At 75.5% G+C, this 15,683-nt stretch carries 15 protein-coding genes; 7 read left to right on the forward strand and 8 right to left on the reverse strand.

The window, feature by feature from the left end; all coding sequences use genetic code 11:
* Positions 1–2: 2 nt before the first annotated feature.
* A complete protein-coding gene (locus ACFPK1_RS07755; RefSeq protein WP_378020347.1) occupies positions 3–932 on the forward strand; it encodes an SDR family NAD(P)-dependent oxidoreductase in 930 nt (309 codons plus the stop codon).
* A gap of 62 nt (positions 933–994) precedes the next feature.
* On the opposite strand, the gene ACFPK1_RS07760 is transcribed toward ACFPK1_RS07755, so the two are convergent.
* Positions 995–1,222: an acyl carrier protein gene (locus tag ACFPK1_RS07760; RefSeq protein ID WP_378020348.1), complete on the reverse strand. Its 228-nt coding sequence runs from the start codon at positions 1,220–1,222 to the stop codon at positions 995–997.
* 94 nt (positions 1,223–1,316) lie between these two features.
* Entirely contained in the window at positions 1,317–1,667 is a 351-nt protein-coding gene (locus tag ACFPK1_RS07765; protein WP_378020349.1) for a YrhK family protein, read from the reverse strand.
* 202 nt (positions 1,668–1,869) lie between these two features.
* Between ACFPK1_RS07765 and fdh the strand changes: the two genes are divergently transcribed.
* On the forward strand, positions 1,870–5,133 hold the full coding sequence (gene fdh / locus ACFPK1_RS07770) for a formate dehydrogenase (protein ID WP_378020640.1): 3,264 nt from the start codon (positions 1,870–1,872) through the stop codon (positions 5,131–5,133).
* Here fdh and ACFPK1_RS07775 read toward each other — a convergent pair.
* Positions 5,130–5,798, reverse strand: coding sequence for an OmpA family protein (locus tag ACFPK1_RS07775; RefSeq protein WP_378020350.1), 669 nt, complete (start codon positions 5,796–5,798; stop codon positions 5,130–5,132). The genes fdh and ACFPK1_RS07775 overlap by 4 nt on opposite strands.
* 178 nt (positions 5,799–5,976) lie before the next feature.
* On the opposite strand from ACFPK1_RS07775, the gene ACFPK1_RS07780 reads away from it, so the two are divergent.
* A complete protein-coding gene (locus ACFPK1_RS07780) occupies positions 5,977–6,990 on the forward strand; it encodes an ornithine cyclodeaminase (protein WP_378020351.1) in 1,014 nt (337 codons plus the stop codon).
* A gap of 48 nt (positions 6,991–7,038) precedes the next feature.
* Here the strand turns inward: ACFPK1_RS07780 and ACFPK1_RS07785 are convergent, their stop codons facing one another.
* Entirely contained in the window at positions 7,039–7,473 is a 435-nt protein-coding gene (locus tag ACFPK1_RS07785; RefSeq protein ID WP_378020352.1) for a GlcG/HbpS family heme-binding protein, read from the reverse strand.
* Positions 7,474–7,665: 192 nt separating this feature from the next.
* Here ACFPK1_RS07785 and ACFPK1_RS07790 point away from each other — a divergent pair, with 192 nt between their 5' ends.
* Genes ACFPK1_RS07790 through ACFPK1_RS07800 form a run of 3 tightly spaced genes read left to right on the forward strand, consistent with a single transcriptional unit; the run spans position 7,666 to position 10,753 of the window.
* Positions 7,666–9,345, forward strand: coding sequence for a SpoIIE family protein phosphatase (locus tag ACFPK1_RS07790; protein ID WP_378020353.1), 1,680 nt, complete (start codon positions 7,666–7,668; stop codon positions 9,343–9,345).
* A gap of 23 nt (positions 9,346–9,368) precedes the next feature.
* Positions 9,369–10,436 carry a cobalamin B12-binding domain-containing protein gene (locus ACFPK1_RS07795; protein ID WP_378020354.1) on the forward strand — a complete coding sequence of 356 codons (1,068 nt, stop codon included), beginning with the start codon at positions 9,369–9,371 and terminating at the stop codon, positions 10,434–10,436.
* Positions 10,437–10,447: 11 nt separating this feature from the next.
* Positions 10,448–10,753: an STAS domain-containing protein gene (locus ACFPK1_RS07800; RefSeq protein WP_378020355.1), complete on the forward strand. Its 306-nt coding sequence runs from the start codon at positions 10,448–10,450 to the stop codon at positions 10,751–10,753.
* Between the two features lie 8 nt (positions 10,754–10,761).
* On the opposite strand, the gene ACFPK1_RS07805 is transcribed toward ACFPK1_RS07800, so the two are convergent.
* Positions 10,762–11,478 carry a DUF998 domain-containing protein gene (locus ACFPK1_RS07805; RefSeq protein ID WP_378020356.1) on the reverse strand — a complete coding sequence of 239 codons (717 nt, stop codon included), beginning with the start codon at positions 11,476–11,478 and terminating at the stop codon, positions 10,762–10,764.
* A gap of 89 nt (positions 11,479–11,567) precedes the next feature.
* Between ACFPK1_RS07805 and ACFPK1_RS07810 the strand changes: the two genes are divergently transcribed.
* Positions 11,568–12,221: a TetR/AcrR family transcriptional regulator gene (locus ACFPK1_RS07810; RefSeq protein WP_378020357.1), complete on the forward strand. Its 654-nt coding sequence runs from the start codon at positions 11,568–11,570 to the stop codon at positions 12,219–12,221.
* Positions 12,222–12,264: 43 nt separating this feature from the next.
* Here the strand turns inward: ACFPK1_RS07810 and ACFPK1_RS07815 are convergent, their stop codons facing one another.
* The 3 genes from ACFPK1_RS07815 to ACFPK1_RS07825 are packed head-to-tail and all read right to left on the reverse strand — an operon-like array spanning position 12,265 to position 15,669.
* The gene (locus tag ACFPK1_RS07815) at positions 12,265–13,320 is read right to left on the reverse strand and encodes an alpha/beta fold hydrolase (protein WP_378020358.1); all 1,056 of its coding nucleotides are present in this window, start codon (positions 13,318–13,320) and stop codon (positions 12,265–12,267) included.
* A complete protein-coding gene (locus tag ACFPK1_RS07820; protein WP_378020359.1) occupies positions 13,320–14,939 on the reverse strand; it encodes an acyl-CoA dehydrogenase family protein in 1,620 nt (539 codons plus the stop codon). Before ACFPK1_RS07820 ends, ACFPK1_RS07815 begins: the two co-directional genes overlap by 1 nt.
* The gene (locus ACFPK1_RS07825; RefSeq protein WP_378020360.1) at positions 14,923–15,669 is read right to left on the reverse strand and encodes a Crp/Fnr family transcriptional regulator; all 747 of its coding nucleotides are present in this window, start codon (positions 15,667–15,669) and stop codon (positions 14,923–14,925) included. The genes ACFPK1_RS07820 and ACFPK1_RS07825 overlap by 17 nt, the downstream gene beginning before the upstream one ends.
* Between the last annotated feature and the right edge of the window lie 14 nt (positions 15,670–15,683).

Here is a 15,683-nt window from a genome sequence, read left to right on the forward strand (position 1 = left end):
CGGTGGCCCTCGTCCTGGGCGCGAGCCGGGGTCTCGGCTTCCTCGTCGCGCGGGAGCTCGGACGCCGCGGGCATGACCTCGCGGTCGTCGCGCGCTCGCCCGAGGGGCTCGAGGCGGCCCGCGGCGACCTGGAGGCGACCGGCGCGCGGGTGGTGACGCTGCCCGCGGACCTCGCGTCCCGGCCCGCCGCGGAGTCGGTGGTCGAGGCCGCGGACCGCTCGTTCGGCCGGCTCGACGTCGTGGTGGCCAACGCCGGGATCATCCAGGTCGCCCCGCTGCGGGCGCTGGACGCGCAGGATCTCGCCGACGCGCACGACGCGATCTTCTGGAGCGCGGTCTACCCGGTGCTGGCGGCGATACCGGTGCTGCGCCGCGGCGGGGGCGGGCACGTCGTGGTGATCACGTCGATCGGCGGCAAGGTCCCGACCCCGCGCCTGCTGCCCTACACCGCGGCGAAGTTCGCGACGGTCGGCTTCGCCGAGGCGCTGCGCACGGAGGCCGGGCGCGACGGGGTGACGGTGACGACGGTGGTGCCCGGGCTGATGCGCACCGGGTCGACGCGCAACGCGCTCGTCGGCGGCGACCGGGAGGCCGAGCTGCGGTGGTTCACCGCGCTGGCGTCCCTGCCGCTGCTGTCGATGGACGCCGGCGCCGCCGCCCGCCGGATCGTCGCGGGCGGGCTGGCCGGGCGCCCGGAGGTCGTGCTGACCCCGGCGGCGAAGGTCGGGCTGCGCGTGCACGGGCTCGCACCGGGGCTCACGCAGCGGGCGCTGACCCTGCTCGACCGGCTGCTCCCGGCGCCGGGCGACGACCCGCCGCAGCCCGGGCACACGCTGCCCGAGCAGCCGTGGTGGCAGCGCCTGCTCACCACGCTCGACCGCCGCGCGGCCGTCCGCCACCACGAGCTGGACGACGAGACGCCGCGCCGCTGAGCCGGCCGGGGGATGTGAGCGGAGTTCGGTGCTCTAGCACCGAACTCCGCTCACGTGGTGCGTCAGCTGCCGGACTTCGAGGTGAGCTGGGCCAGGTACTCGTGGCACCGGTGGGCGCGCTCCGAGTCCTGGCTCATCACGGTGCGGAAGAAGTCGGCGACCTCGTCCAGGCCGGCGTTCTCGGCGTCGCGGACGTACTGGCCGTAGTCGTGTCCGGCCTTGAGGGCGTGGTACTGCACGGAGACGAGGTCGAAGGTGACGTCGTCGAATCCGGTCTCTCCGGTGGCCATGGCTGCCTCCATGGATGGTCCTGCGTGTCCTCCGGGCTGCTCGCTCAACTCGGACACCGTGGCCTACCCGATGTGACCCGGGTCGCACCGGTCGTCAGAAGTCCCGTGCCACCTCGTGCGGCATGCCCTTGGTCAGGCTGCGGAGCTGGATGCGGCGGAAGAAGCGGATGAGCGGCCGGAAGCCCAGCTGCACACTGCCGATGACGAACAACGTCACCCCGACGTTGAACAGCTCGTGCCAGTAGAAGGCGATGCTGCCGATGGTGAAGAACAGGAAGATCCCGATGTCGTTGATGATGCTGAGCAGCTCGTAGCGCTGGCGCATCACGATCTCCTGGTTGCCCAGCGAAATGGTGATGGCGTCGCCCTCGTGCCCGGCGTCGGGGTCCTGCTGGTCCTCCTCGCTCCGGGTGTCCTCGGCCTCGTTGCTCGTGTCCTGACTCATCGATCCTCCTCGGGGTCGGGGCGATCGCCTGTCGGCATGACGTACGAGGTGGGTGAATCGGTGCCCGGACAAACCTCGATCTCACGCCGGCCGCGTTTGCGGGGGCCCCGGGTCGGTGACACCGTTCTCCTCGACCGGTTCACCTCGGGAGCCGGGCGCCCCACCACCACCCGGAATCCCGCCGGAGGCGCCCCCCGTGAGCCTGCCCCGTCGTGCCGCGGACCTCGTCCGCGCCTGGCCGCTGTTCCGCCAGCTCACCGGCCCCGACCCCCTGGGTCGCGGCGCCGCCGTCGAGTCGAACGACTCGCACGAGTTCCGCGCCCGGACCGCGGACGCCGACACGGTGACGAAGTCGGTCTGCCCGTTCTGCGCGGTCGGTTGCGGTCAGAAGATCTACAGCCGTGAGGGCCGGGTGACCCACATCGAGGGCGACCCCGACTCGCCGATCAGCCGCGGCCGGCTCTGCCCCCGCGGGTCGTCGAGCCTGTCGCTGGTCACGTCGCCCTCGCGCCTGACGCGCGTGCGCTACCGGCGCCCGCACGGCACCGAGTGGGAGGACCTCGAGCTCGGCACGGCGATGGACATGATCGCCGACCGGATCGTCGAGTCCCGCGCGCGGACCTGGGAGGACACCGACGACGAGGGGCGGGTGCTGCGGCGCACGCTGGGCTTCGCGCACCTCGGCGGGGCGACGCTGGACAACGAGGAGAACTACCTCCTCAAGAAGCTCTACACCGCGCTCGGCGCCGTCCAGGTGGAGAACCAGGCGCGCATTTGACACAGCTCCACCGTCCCCGGTCTGGGGACCAGCTTCGGGCGCGGCGGCGCCACCAACACCCAGCAGGACATCGCGCAGGCCGACTGCGTGGTCCTCGAGGGCTCGAACATGGCCGAGGCGCACCCGGTCGGCTTCCAGTGGGTCATGGAGGCGAAGGCCCGCGGCGCGCAGATCATCCACGTCGACCCGCGGTTCACCCGCACCAGCGCCGTCGCCGACGCGCACGTCCCGATCCGTCCCGGGACGGACATCGCCTTCCTCGGCGGACTGGTCAACTACGTGCTGGAGAACGAGCGCGACTTCCGCGAGTACGTCGTCGCCTACACCAACGCCCCGATGCTGGTCCGCGAGGACTTCGTCGACGCGGGTGACGACGACGGCCTGTTCTCCGGCTGGGACCCGGAGACGTGCTCCTACGACACCTCCACCTGGCAGTACGAGGGCACCGAGGTGGCGGCCGCGTCGGGCGACCGGGACGCCTGGGACGCGGACACCCACCAGCCCGAGGCGCGCCGCGAGTCGAACCGCATCACCCACCTGCTCGGCCAGTCCGAGGGGGCGGGCTCGGGCGGGGCGAACTTCGCCGGCGAGCCGGTGCGCGACGAGACGCTGCAGCACCCGCGCTGCGTCTACCAGGTGCTGCGCCGCCACTTCGCCCGCTACACCCCGGAGATGGTGTCGCGGGTCTGCGGGATGTCGCCCGACCAGTTCCGCATGGTCGCCGAGGCGATCTGCGCGAACTCCGGGCGCGAGCGCACCACGATGTGGGTCTACTCGGTGGGCTGGACCCAGCACACCGTCGGCGTCCAGTACATCCGCTGCGCCTCGATCCTGCAGGGACTGCTGGGCAACATCGGCCGTCCCGGCGGCGGGATCATGGCGCTGCGCGGGCACGCCACCATCCAGGGCTCCACGGACATCCCGACGCTCTACGACCTGCTGCCGGGCTACATCCCGATGCCGCACGCCCACAAGAAGATGACGCTGGCCGACTTCGTCGAGGCCGACTCCGCGTCCAAGGGCTTCTGGGGCAACATGCCCGCCTACATGGTCAGCCTGCTCAAGGCCTGGTTCGGCGACGCGGCCACCGCCGAGAACGACTGGTGCTTCGGCCTGATGCCGCGCATCACCGGCGACCACAGCACGTTCACGACCGTGCTGAACATGATCGACCGGAAGTGCGAGGGCTACCTCGTCCTCGGGGAGAACCCCGCGGTGGGCACGACCAACTCCAAGCAGCAGCGCCTCGGGCTCGCCGCGCTGCAGTGGCTCGTCGTGCGTGACCTGCAGGAGATCGAGACCGCGACGTTCTGGCGCGACGGCCCGGAGATCGAGACCGGGGAGATGCGCACCGAGGACATCGGCACCGAGGTCTTCCTGCTGCCCGCGGCCACGCATGTCGAGAAGGCCGGGTCGTTCACCAACACCCAGCGGCTGCTGCAGTGGCGCCACCAGGCGGTCGAGCCGCCCGGTGACGCGCGCAGCGACCTGTGGTTCGTCCACGAGCTGGGCAAGCGCATCCGGGCCCGGCTCGCGGGCTCCGGCCTCGAGCGCGACGCGGCGGTGCACGCCCTGACCTGGGACTACCCGACCGAGGGCGTCCACGGCGACCCGGACGCCCACGAGGTCCTCAAGGAGATCAGCGGCGTCGACGCCGACGGGAAGCCGGTGTCGGGCTACACGGCGCTGCGCGACGACGGCTCGACGTCCTGCGGCTGCTGGATCTACTCCGGGGTCTACGCCGACGGGGTCAACCAGGCCGCGCGGCGCGTCCCCGCCGGCGGCGAGAGCCCGGCGGCGCTGGAGTGGGGCTGGGCGTGGCCGATGAACCGGCGCGTGCTCTACAACCGGGCCTCCGCCGACCCCGAGGGCCGGCCGTGGAGCGAGCGCAAGGCCTACGTGTGGTGGGACGAGGAGTCGCAGCGCTGGACCGGCCACGACGTGCCCGACTTCGAGGCCGACAAGCCGCCGTCGTACCGGCCGCCGGAGGGGGCGGTCGCGCAGGACGCCATCGGCGGCGACGAGCCGTTCATCATGCAGGCCGACGGGCGGGTGTGGCTCTACGCGCCGACGGGGCTCGCCGACGGGCCGATGCCCGTGCACTACGAGCCCGAGGAGGCGCCGAGCCGCAACGCGCTGCACCCGCTGACGCGCGCCAACCCGGCGCGGGAGAGGTTCGTCCGCGACGACAACCCCTACAACCCGTCGGACCACCAGCCGGGTTCCGAGGTGTTCCCGTACGCGTTCACGACGTTCCGCATCGCCGAGCACCACACGGCGGGCGGGATGAGCCGGTGGACGCCCTACCTCGCCGAGCTCGCGCCGGAGATGTTCGTGGAGGTCTCGCCGGCGCTGGCCGCGGAGCGGGGCCTCGAGCACACGGGCTGGGCGACGATCGTGACCTCGCGCTCGGCGATCGAGGCGCGGGTCGTCGTCACCGAGCGGATGAAGCCGCTGCGGATCGCCGGCGAGACCGTGCACCAGGTGGGCCTGCCGTGGCACTGGGGCTCGAACGGGCTGGTCACCGGGGACGCCGCCAACGAGATCATCGGCATCTCGCTGGACCCGAACGTCCACATCATGGACACCAAGACCGGGACCTGCGACGTCGTCGCCGGGCGCCGGCCGCGGGGCCCGGAGCTGCTGACGTTCGTGGACGGCTACCGGCGCCGGGCGGGCCTGGTCTAGCCGACGCGGATCTCGACCCGCCGGCTCGCGTCGAGCGACGCGAGCGGGCGGGCGGGCCCGACGCCGACGGCGGTGAGGCTGCCGGCGGGCACCCCGGCCGCCTGCAGCCGGCGCACGACCTCCTCGGCGCGCTGCTGCGAGAGCACCTGGGCGCTGCCGGTGTCCTCGCCGGCGGGGGCGGTGTGGCCCTCGACGGTGACCGGCGGGCCGGGGGCGGCGCGCAGCGCGGCGGCGACGCGTGACACGGCGGCGGCCGACTCCGGGGTGAGCGTCGCGCTGTCGGCGGGGAAGCGCAGCGGGGCCGCGACGAGCACCTCGTCGACGGTGCCCTGCAGGACCGCGGTGTCGGGGCCGGTGCGCCCGGCCGGGCGGGGCGAGGCGCCGGACGGGTCCGCGCCGGACGGGTCCGCGCCGACGGGGGCGGCCGACGCCGCGGGGGCCGGCGGGGTCGGTGCGCCGCCCGGCGTGCCGCCCTGCGTGAGCGCGACCGCCACGACCGCGCCGCCCAGGAGCAGGACCGCGAGGGCGACGAGCAGGACCGGGGTGCGGCGGCGCCGACCGGACGCGGCGTGGGTGCCACCGCCCGCCGGGCCCCGGCCACCCCACCAGTGCGCCCCGCCGGGCACGCCGGTGACACGTCCGCGATGGTGTCCACCGCCTGTCACGCGCCACCTCCTCCCGGTCGTGACGCACTGTGCCCGTTCTGTGCCGCGACGCGCCCGGGATCGGGAAGAAAGCGCCCGGACGGCCGCGGGCACGTTGCGTCGTCCGGCCCATGTGAGCGAAGTTCGGGGCGATAGCACCGAACTTCGCTCACGAGGGTGGGTGGAAGGATCGCCCGCCGTGACGACCCCGAGTGCCGAGCCGGCACTGCGTGTACTGCGCCGGGAGGACGTGCTGGCCGCGGCCGCCGACGTCGACCCCGTGGCGACCGTGCGGGCCACGCTGCTCGCCCACGCGCGCGGCGCGACGACCCTGCCCGACGAGGCCTACCTGCCCTGGCACACGGCGTCCGGGGCCTTCGCGCGCAGCCTCGCGCTGCCCGGGGCGGTGTGGGGCGACCGGCCGGCGGTCGGCCTCAAGGTCATCAACTCGAGCCTCGACAACCCCGGCCGCGGCCTGCCGCGCGCGCAGGGCTGGACGTTCCTGTTCGACCCCGACACCGCGCGTCCTGTCGCCATGCTCGAGGCCGCCTGGATCTCGGCGACCCGGACCGCGGCCTACACCGTGCTGTCGGCGCGCCTGCTCGCCGCGCCGGGGCTCGACCGGATCGCGGTGCTCGGGTGCGGGGCCCTCGCGGCGTCGCACCTGGACCTGCTGGGCGCCGAGTACCCCGACGCCTCGGTCGTCCTCCACGACCTCGACCCCGCCCGCGCCCGCGCGCTGGCCGCCCTGCGCCGCGCCGACGTCGCCGACGACCCGCGCACCGCCGTCGACGGGGCCGGCCTGGTCGTCTGCACCACCACGACCACCACCGGCTACCTCGCGCTCGACTGGCTCGCCCCCGGCGCGCTGGTGGCGCACGTGTCGCTCGACGACGTGCTGCCCGAGGTCGTGGCGGGCACGGACCTGGTGGTCGTCGACGACTGGGACCTGGTCGCCGCCGACGACCGGCGCCTGCTGGGGCGGATGCTGCGCGAGGGCACGCTCGCGGCGCCGGGGGAGCGCCGGCCCGGGGCGCGCACGGTCGACGCGACGATGGCCGAGGTCGTGGCGGGGACGCACCCGGGGCGGGCGCGGGACACCGACGTCGTCCTGTCCAACCCCTTCGGTATGGGCGTGCTCGACGTGGCCCTGGCCGCCGACGTCCACGACGCCGCCCTCGCCCGCGACCTCGGCACGGTCATCGACCCCTGAGCACGTGAGCGAACTTCTGGGCTATAGCCCCGAAGTTCGCTCACATGGCTACTCCCCGCCCGTCCGCGGGGTGAGGCCGGCGGCGCGGATGCCGGCGACGACGGCCTCCTCGTCGGCCAGCGACGCGTCACCGCTGGCACCGGCCGCGCCGAGCAGCGTCCCCGCGTCGTCGTGGATGAACACCCCGCCGGGCACCGAGAACACCTTGCCGCCGGCCAGCGCCGAGACCGAGGTGAAGAACTCCGGCGAATCGGCGGCCCGCGCCGCGATGGCCCGGCTGTCCATCCCGAGGGCGAGCATGCCGTGCGCCTTGGCCGTGGCGACGTCGGGGCGCAGGAACCCCGACCCGTCCTCGCGGCCCAGCGCCACGAGCGCACCGCCGGGGTCGAGCACCGCGACGGTCAGCGGCTTGAACCCCTGCGCGCGGGCGTGCGCGAGGGCGGCGGACACGATGCTCTGGGCCTGCTCGAGGGTGATGCTCATGGCGGCCCGGTACCCGCTCGGGGGCGCCGCGTCACCCCCGCCCCGGGTCGGTGACGGCCACCGGCGACCCCGGCTCACCCACCGCTCGTCCGCGATCACCGACGGCTCACCGTGCGGGCGTGCCACGTCGACCTGGTGATGACGATGGTCGACTAGGGTGGTCGCCGACCGTCACGACGGGAGGGGACGGCCATGGAGGGACGCCACGGCGCCCCGACGCGTGACGCGACGCGTGTCCCCGGGACCTCGTCGGCGCCGGCCCCGGTCACACCCCCGCCCCCGGACGAGCCCGCGCTGCTCGAGGGGTTCGAGGAGGGCGTGGTCGTCTGCGACGGCGCCGGCGTCGTCCGCGCCGCCAACCCCGCCGCCCGCAGCCTGCTGCCCGGCCTGCGCGTCGGCGAGGTCGTCGACGTCGCGCGCTGCGACGTCCTCGCCCGCGCCGTGCGCGACGGTGCCCCGGACGGGTTCGAGGCGGTCGTCGTGCACCCCGCCGGCGAGCGCCACGTGCGCGGCCGCCGCGGACCCGGCCTCGGGACGACCCCGCCGCCGGCGCCCCGGGAGGGCGACACCACCTGGTACCTGCGCGACGTCACCGGCGAGCAGGCCCGCACCGACACCCTGCTCGCCGCCCAGGAGCGCGCCGCCTTCCTCGCCGAGGCCGGGCGCGCTCTGCACGGCGTCCTGCACCTCGACCGCACCGCGCGGCGCGTCGTCGCCCTCGCCGTGCCCCGCCTGGCCGCCGGCGCGACGCTCGTCGTGCGCCACGACGACACCGTCACCTGGGCCTGCGCGGAGCTCGGCGGCGGCCGCCCCCGGCTGGGTCGCCTCGCCGCCGCGGACCTCGCCCGCGTCCCCGCGCTCACCGCGGCCCTCGGCGGCGGCGACGCCGCGGGCCCGTGGCTCGCCGAGGAGCTCGCCCGCGTCACCGGCCTGGAGGCCGGCCCCGGTCCCCTGCGCGCCTGCCCGGTGCCGATCACCGGGGTCGTCGAGGCCGTCGTCGTGCTCGCCGACCCGCGCGCGGGCGACGAGGACTACCCGCTCGCCGCCGTCGAGGAGGACCTGCTCACCTCCTACGTCGCGCGCGCCGGCACCGCCCTGGCCGCGGCCGCCCTCCACGAGGAGCAGGCCCACCTCGGCGCCGTCCTGCAGGAGAGCCTCGCCGCGCCGCGCCTGCCGGTCACCCCGGGCGTCGTCTGGGGCGCCGCCTACCGCCCGGCCCGCGAGACCATGCGCGTCGGCGGCGACTTCTACGAGGTGGTCGGCGCCCCGCAGGAGGGCGGCCGTTCCGCGTTCCTGCTCGGCGACGTCTGCGGCAAGGGCATCGAGGCCGCCGTGCTCTCCGGGCGCGTGCGCCAGTCGTGGCACGCCCTGCGCCTGCTCGAGGACCGGCCGGGCCGGCTGCTGCCGCTGCTCAACACCGCGCTGCTCGACGCCGTCGCCACCCGGGACGAGAGCCCGCGGTTCGCGACGATGGTGCTCGGCGACGCCCGCCCGGCCGGCGACGGCGCGGTCGAGCTGCGCCTGGCCACGGGCGGGCACCCGCCGCCGCTGATCCTGCGCACCACGGGCGAGGTCGAGCCCGTCGCGATGTCGGGGATGCTCGTCGGCGGGATCCGCGAGGCCCGCTTCGGCGAGGCCGAGGTGCGCCTGGGCCCCGGCGACACCTGCCTGCTCTACAGCGACGGCGTGGTCGAGGCCCGCGGCCCCGGCGACTTCTTCGGCGAGGAGCGGCTCGCCGCGGTCCTGCCGCGCTGCGCCGGCGCCCCGGCCGCCGTGCTCTGCGAGCAGCTCGAACAGACCGTCGTCTCCTGGCTCGACGGGCACGACCACGACGACGTCGCGATGCTGGCGATCCAGGCGCCGCCGGTGTGACCGGACACGAGGAGCATCGAGGCGTGACCACCGCGTCCCCGACCACCGACGCGACCGCCCTGCGCGCCGCCTATCTCGACCGGCTCGCCGCGAGCGACGAGCCCGGCGCGGTCGCGGTCGCCCTCGACGCCCTCGAGGCCGGCGTCGACCCCGAGGTCGTGTTGCTCGACGTCGTCGCCGGCGCCCAGCGCGAGGTCGGCGACCGCTGGGCGGCGGGGGAGTGGACCGTCGTGCAGGAGCACGTCGCCACCCACATCAGCGAGCGCGTGGTCGCCGCCGTCGCCGTGCGCGCGCCGGCCCCGGCGCCCACCGGCGTCGGCACGGTCGCGGTCGCGTGCCTCGACGGGGAGTGGCACGGGCTGCCCGCGCGCCTGCTCGCCGAGGTCCTCGCCCGGCACGGCTGGGCGGTCGAGTTCCTCGGCGCCTCGGTGCCCGCCGCGCAGCTCGCCTCCCACGTCCACCGCGTCGGCCCCGACGTCGTCGCGATCTCCAGCTCGCTGCCCTCCCGGCTGCCCGCGGCCCGGCGCATGGTCGAGGCGTGCCGAGCGACGGGCACCCCGGTGCTCGCGGGCGGGCCGGCCTTCGGCACCGACGGCCGCTGGGCGCGCGCGGTCGGCGCCGACGGCTGGGCGCCCGACGCCCGCGCCGCCGCCGCCGTGCTCGCCGCCGCCCCGGACGGGCCGTGGTTCGCCGACGAGCCCGACAGCCCCGGCGGCTCCGACGCCGCCACCTCCGGGACGCCCGCCGACCGCGGCGGCCGCGAGGAGCAGGCGGTGCTGCACGCCCGCCGCGGCGAGCTCGTGGCGCTGGCCGCCACGGCCGTGCGCCCGGACGCCGGGGAGGTGTCCGAGGAGCTCGCCGACGACCTGGGTCACCTCGTCGACTTCCTCGCCGCCGCGGTGTTCGTGGACGACCCGTCGCTGTTCGACGGCTTCGTGCAGTGGGTCGGCACCGTGACCATCCCCGCCGGCCTGCGCACCACCGAGGTCGCGCCGGCCCTCGACGCGCTCGCCACGGCGCTGGCGGACTCGCCGCGCACCGCACGCTTCCTCCGCGATGCCCACGGGGGCCTGCCCGCCCCGGTGGGGTGAGAGGTGTCCCCATGCCCGAGCTGATCATCCGCACCGAGCGCACCGACGGAAACGCCGTGGTGATCGTCGGCGGGGACCTCGACTACGACAGCCACGGCCGTCTCGACGACGCCGTCGGCGCGGCCCTCGACGACCCACCGGCCGGGCTGGTCGTCGACCTCGCCGCCGTCACCTACTGCGACTCGTGCGGCCTGCGCGTGCTGCTCGGTGCCCACCGCCGCGCGACCGAGGCCGGGGCGACGTTCCTGCTGCGCGGCGCGCAGGGCCAGCCCGCCCGCGCCCTGCGGCTGACCGGGCTCGACCAGGTCTTCGGCTAGGTGCGCGGCTAGGTGGGCTGCGCGGGCGTCAGCAGCGGGGTGCGGCGGTAGAGGTCGACCGACACCGTCGCGAGCCACACCCACACGAGCAGCAAGGCCGCCCAGAAACCGAGCACGACCGCGGGGCTCGACGACCCCGACGCGATGCCCGCGAACGCCACGAGGAACAGCACGCCGGTGACGCGCGAGAACCACGCCGGCCCCGGGCGCTGCGCCCGCGCGAGCACCAGGGCGCCCGCGACGAGGCAGAGGAAGCCGAGCCCGCCGAACACGAGGTGCCCGATGCCGCCGACGGTGACCGCGACCGGCGGGCCGTCGGGCGTGCCGGGCGGGTAGCCGTTCATCGGGTCGGCGACGAAGACCCCGGCGCCGACCATGCCCACCCCGAACGCCGCGACCAGGCGCGGCCCCCAGGTCGTCCCGGGGCCGCCGCCGAGCGTGCGCAGGGCGCGCGCCATCCCGACGGCCGCCGCGACCACCATCAGGCCGGTGACCACCAGGTTCGCGATCTGGATCCAGCCCCACGGCCCGGCCGCCAGCAGGCTCAGGTCGTGGCGGGTGAGGTCGAAGCCGTCGCGGGTGAGGGCCTGCGCCAGCCCCACGACGACGTAGAAGGGCCCGGCGAGCACGCCGTAGCCGAGCAGCGAGCGGGTGATCGCCGCGTGGCGGTCGGCGTCGCCGCGCCCGACCAGCGGGCTGCCGGAGGGACCGGTGGGGCGGGCCATGGTCACGTCCTCACTGGACTGATCGGTACCGAAGCTGGTACCGCACGGTACTGCTCCTGGTACCGTACCGTCCAGCTCAGGAGGTGGGCGTGGACGACGGGTTGATCGTGCGGGTCGGTGGCGGACCGGCGTCGGGTGCCGGCGAGCCCGCGGGCAAGCGCGCGGCGATCGTGCGGGCCGCCACGGAGCTCTTCCTGCGCCACGGCTACCAGGGCACGCGCACCGAGCAGATCGCCGCCGCCGCCGCGGTGTCGAAGCAGACCGTGTACCACCAGTTCGGCGACAAGGAGCGCCTGTTCCGCGAGATCGTCCTGGGCACCACGGCCACCGCGGAGGCGTTCACCGCCGACCTGGTCGAGGCCTTCGCCGGCGTCACGACAGCGGGGCAGGTGGAGCCCGCCCTGCGCGCGGTCGCGCGGCGCTACCTCGCGGCGGTGCTGAACCCGCAGGTCCTGGCCCTGCGCCGCCTGGTGATCGGCGAGGCCGCACGCTTCCCCGACCTCGCGGCCACCTACCACCGCGAGGTCCCCGCCCGGGTGCTCGCGGCGCTGGCCGGGCAGTTCGGCGAGGTCCTGGGTCTCGACGACCCCGCGCAGGCGGCCGCCGACTTCGCGTTCCTCGTGCTCGGCCGGTCGCTGGACGAGGGCATGTTCCACCTCGAGGTCCCGGACGTCGACGTCGACGCCACCGCCGACCACGCCGTCGACGTCTTCCTCGCGGCCCATGCGCTGCCGCGCACGTGAGTGATCCGGGTCGCCAGGGCAACCCAGATCACTCACGTGCGCGTCAGCGCATCGTCGACTCCAGGAACGCGAAGAAGGTCGCCGACCAGCGCTCGGCGGCGTCGACGTGCGGCCCGTGGCCGGAACCGGTGAAGATCTCGATCTCGGCGCGCCCGCCCGCCGCGCGGTAGGCCTCGAGGACGTCGCGGATCTGGGCGACCATCGGCTGCGGCGGGAACACGTCCGGGCCCGGCCAGCCCGGCACGGTCCCGGCCGCCCCGAGCGTGCCGAGCTCCAGGGCCGAGCCGTCGGCCACGACGAGGTCGTCGGCGCCGTGGGTCCACAGCACCGGGGGCAACGGGTTCAGCGTCGGCAGCCACGACCAGTCGCAGTACTTCGGTGACAGCGCGTTGAGCAGCCCGCGCGTGCCCGGCGCCGCGCCCGGCCAGTGCTCCGAGGCCTGCGCGTCCCCGGGGTAGCCGTCATCGGAGATGGTCGTCAGCAGGATCTCGTCGACGAGGATGTCCTCGCGGTCGGGCGGCTCGCGGTGACCCGCCGCCCAGTACGTCGCGTTCATGACGTTGCGCGGCGAGAGCGGGCTGTCGGCGCTGCGGTCGCGCTCGCGCAGCCGCTGCACGAACTCGGGGTTGGCCACCCCGGCGCCCGATCCCGCGACGTCGGGCCAGCACGGCGAGCCGTCGCGGAACACGCCGCCGAAGCCGTACGGCGACACCGGGTCGAGGAACGTCAGCGAGGCGACGGTCCGGGCGCGCGCGGCGAGGGCGATCGCCGCGCCCGCCGTCGACCAGCCGACGAGGTGCGCGGGCCGGTCGACGCCAAGCGCGTCGAGGAAGCCGACGAGGTCGTCGGCCCAGTCGCCGAGCCCCCGGGTGGCGTCGATCGGTGCCGGCTCGGAGCGCCCGAAGCCGCGCATGTCGGGGGCGAGCAGGCGCCAGCGTTCGGGCGCGCCGGGCATGAGGTGCTCGAAGAAGCGGCCGGTGGAGAGGTTGCCGTGCACGAACACCACGGGTTCGCCGTCGGACGGGCCGGACTCGAGGTAGTGGGTGCGGATGCGCCCGTCGACCTCGCCCGCGCGCACGCCGGGCAGCAGGTGGTCCATCAGATCCCCTCCGGGAGTCGCGCCAGCACCGCGTCGGTGTCCAGCCCGCGCGGGAGCGTCCCGAACGCGTAGCCGCCCTCGCCGGTGACCCGCGAGGCCACGTAGGCGTCCGCGACGGCCGCCGGGGCGTGGCGCACGAGCAGCGCGCCCGAGAGCAGCACCGCCATCCGCTCGGCGAGGCGGCGGGCGCCGCGCTCGTCGGCGTGCGCGAGCTCGGCCTCGACCTCCTTGCGGCCCGCGTCGATGCGGTCGTCGACGCCGGAGACCTCCGCGCGCCACGCCTCCAGCGACGCCGGCTCGCGGGCGAGCACCCGCAGCAGGTCCAGGGCGTTGACGTTGCCCGAGCCCTCCCAGATCGAGTTCAGCGGCGACTCGCGGAACAGCCGCGGCATCCCCGACTCCTCGACGTAGCCGTTGCCGCCCAGGCACTCGAGGGCCTCGCCGACCACCGCGGTCTGGCGCTTGCAGATCCAGTACTTCCCCAGCGTGACGCCGATGCGCCGGAGCGCCGCCTCGTGCTCGTCGCGCCCCGCCCGGTCCTGCGCGCCCGCCAGCCGCATCGCGAGCGTCACCGCCGCCTCGGACTCGCAGGCCAGGTCGGCCAGCACCTCGCGCATCAGCGGCTGCTCGATCAGCGGGCGGCCGAACGCCGAGCGGTACCGGGCGTGGTGCGCCGCCCGCGACACCGCCGCGCGCATGCCCGCCGCCGAGCCCAGCGTGTTGTCGAGCCGCGTGCAGGCGACCATCTCGATGATCGTGCGGACCCCGCGGCCCTCGTCGCCGACGCGCCACGCGACCGTCTCGTCGAACTCCGGCTCCGAGGAGGCGTTGGAGCGGTTGCCCAGCTTGTCCTTGAGGCGCTGGATGCGGAACGTGTTGCGGGTGCCGTCGGGCAGCACGCGCGGCACGAGGAAGCAGGTCAGGCCACCCGGCGCCTGCGCGAGCACCAGGAACAGGTCGCACATCGGCGCGCTGGTGAACCACTTGTGGCCGGTGAGCCGGTAGGTCTCGCCGTCGGCGCGGGCGACGGTGGTGTTGCTGCGGACGTCCGAGCCGCCCTGCTTCTCGGTCATCCCCATGCCGGCGAGCAGGCCCTGCTTGGTCGACGGGACGCGCAGGCCGGGGTCGTACACGCGGCTGGTCAGGCCGGGGCCGTAGGTCGCGAGCAGCTCCGGGGCCGCGCGCAGGGCCGGCAGGACGGCGTAGGTCATCGAGACCGGACAGCCGTGGCCCGCCTCGAGCTGCGACCACGTCAGGAACCCCGCGGCGCGCGCGACGTGGGCGCCGGGCCGGTCGTCGGACTGCTCGGCCCAGGGCGCGCCCGCGAAGCCGCGTCCCACGGCCTCGGTCAGCAGCGCGTGGTAGCCGGGGTCGTAGTCGACCTCGTCGACGCGGTGCCCGACGCGGTCGTGGGTGCGCAGCCGGGGCTCGTGGCGGTGCGCGGCGTCCGCCCACTCCTGCGCGAGTGCCGACCCGGCCAGCCGCCCGACCGCGCCGAGCTCGTCCCGGTACCACCCGGCGCCCTCGCGCTCGAGCGCCTCGAGCAGCGGGGGGTCGGCGGCCACGTCGTGGCCGACGAGTTCGGGGACCTGGTTGGTGACCTCATGCGTCGCGGGCACCCGCGGATCCGACCACGCCGCGCGCCCGTGATCCAGGCCCGGGCGCGGGCCCGCCCCGCGCGAGCGCGACGAGGCCGGGGTGATCGCGGATCTGGTAGACCCCGCGGCCCACCGTCGAGATCATCCCGCGCTGCACGAGCGTCGCGAGCGCCTGGTTCACCGACTGGCGCGCGGCCCCCAGCCGGCTCGCCAGCTCCGCCTGCCGCAGGGTGACCACGACGAGGTCGGAGCCGTGCTGGCGGCTGGCCAGCAGGAACTTCGCGACCCGGCGCACCACGGGCAGCGACCCGAGGTCGGTCATCTGCTCGGTGAACGACTGCAGGCGCTCGGCGATGTGGCGCGCGATCGCGATCCCGAGCTCGCGGTCGGCGTCGAGCATCGAGGGCAGCAGCGACGCCGGCACGCGCAGCACCCGGGTGTCGTCGAGCAGCCCGCGCATGGTGGCGAAGTACGGGATGTCGGCGACCACGTTCTCCATGCACAGGCTCTCGTGGCGGCGGTCGGTGACGAAGTAGAGCATCGACTCGGGCCCGTCCGGGTCGCCCCGCCACGCGCCGACCCGCCCGCGCAGCAGCACGAAGAACGCGTCCGCCGCCCCGCCCGAGCGGTACAGCACGGTGTCGCGCGCGAGCGTGACGACGGTGCAGGCCTGGGCCGCCCGCGCGACGATCCCGGGCGGCAGGCGGCGGAACCACTCGATCTCCGCGAGCTCCTGGACCGTCGGCCGCATGGCCGAACCGTAGC

The organism is Actinomycetospora rhizophila, from assembly GCF_042657905.1.
Taxonomy (GTDB): domain Bacteria; phylum Actinomycetota; class Actinomycetes; order Mycobacteriales; family Pseudonocardiaceae; genus Actinomycetospora; species Actinomycetospora rhizophila.

Coding starts and splice junctions, on each gene's coding strand:
- ACFPK1_RS07760 (WP_378020348.1), bottom strand. CDS start 1,222: ATGGCCACCGGAGAGACCGGATTCGACGACGTCACCTTCGACCTCGTC.
- ACFPK1_RS07765 (WP_378020349.1), bottom strand. CDS start 1,667: ATGAGTCAGGACACGAGCAACGAGGCCGAGGACACCCGGAGCGAGGAG.
- ACFPK1_RS07785 (WP_378020352.1), bottom strand. CDS start 7,473: ATGAGCATCACCCTCGAGCAGGCCCAGAGCATCGTGTCCGCCGCCCTC.
- ACFPK1_RS07790 (WP_378020353.1), top strand. CDS start 7,666: ATGGAGGGACGCCACGGCGCCCCGACGCGTGACGCGACGCGTGTCCCC.
- ACFPK1_RS07800 (WP_378020355.1), top strand. CDS start 10,448: ATGCCCGAGCTGATCATCCGCACCGAGCGCACCGACGGAAACGCCGTG.
- ACFPK1_RS07805 (WP_378020356.1), bottom strand. CDS start 11,478: ATGGCCCGCCCCACCGGTCCCTCCGGCAGCCCGCTGGTCGGGCGCGGC.
- ACFPK1_RS07815 (WP_378020358.1), bottom strand. CDS start 13,320: ATGGACCACCTGCTGCCCGGCGTGCGCGCGGGCGAGGTCGACGGGCGC.
- ACFPK1_RS07825 (WP_378020360.1), bottom strand. CDS start 15,669: ATGCGGCCGACGGTCCAGGAGCTCGCGGAGATCGAGTGGTTCCGCCGC.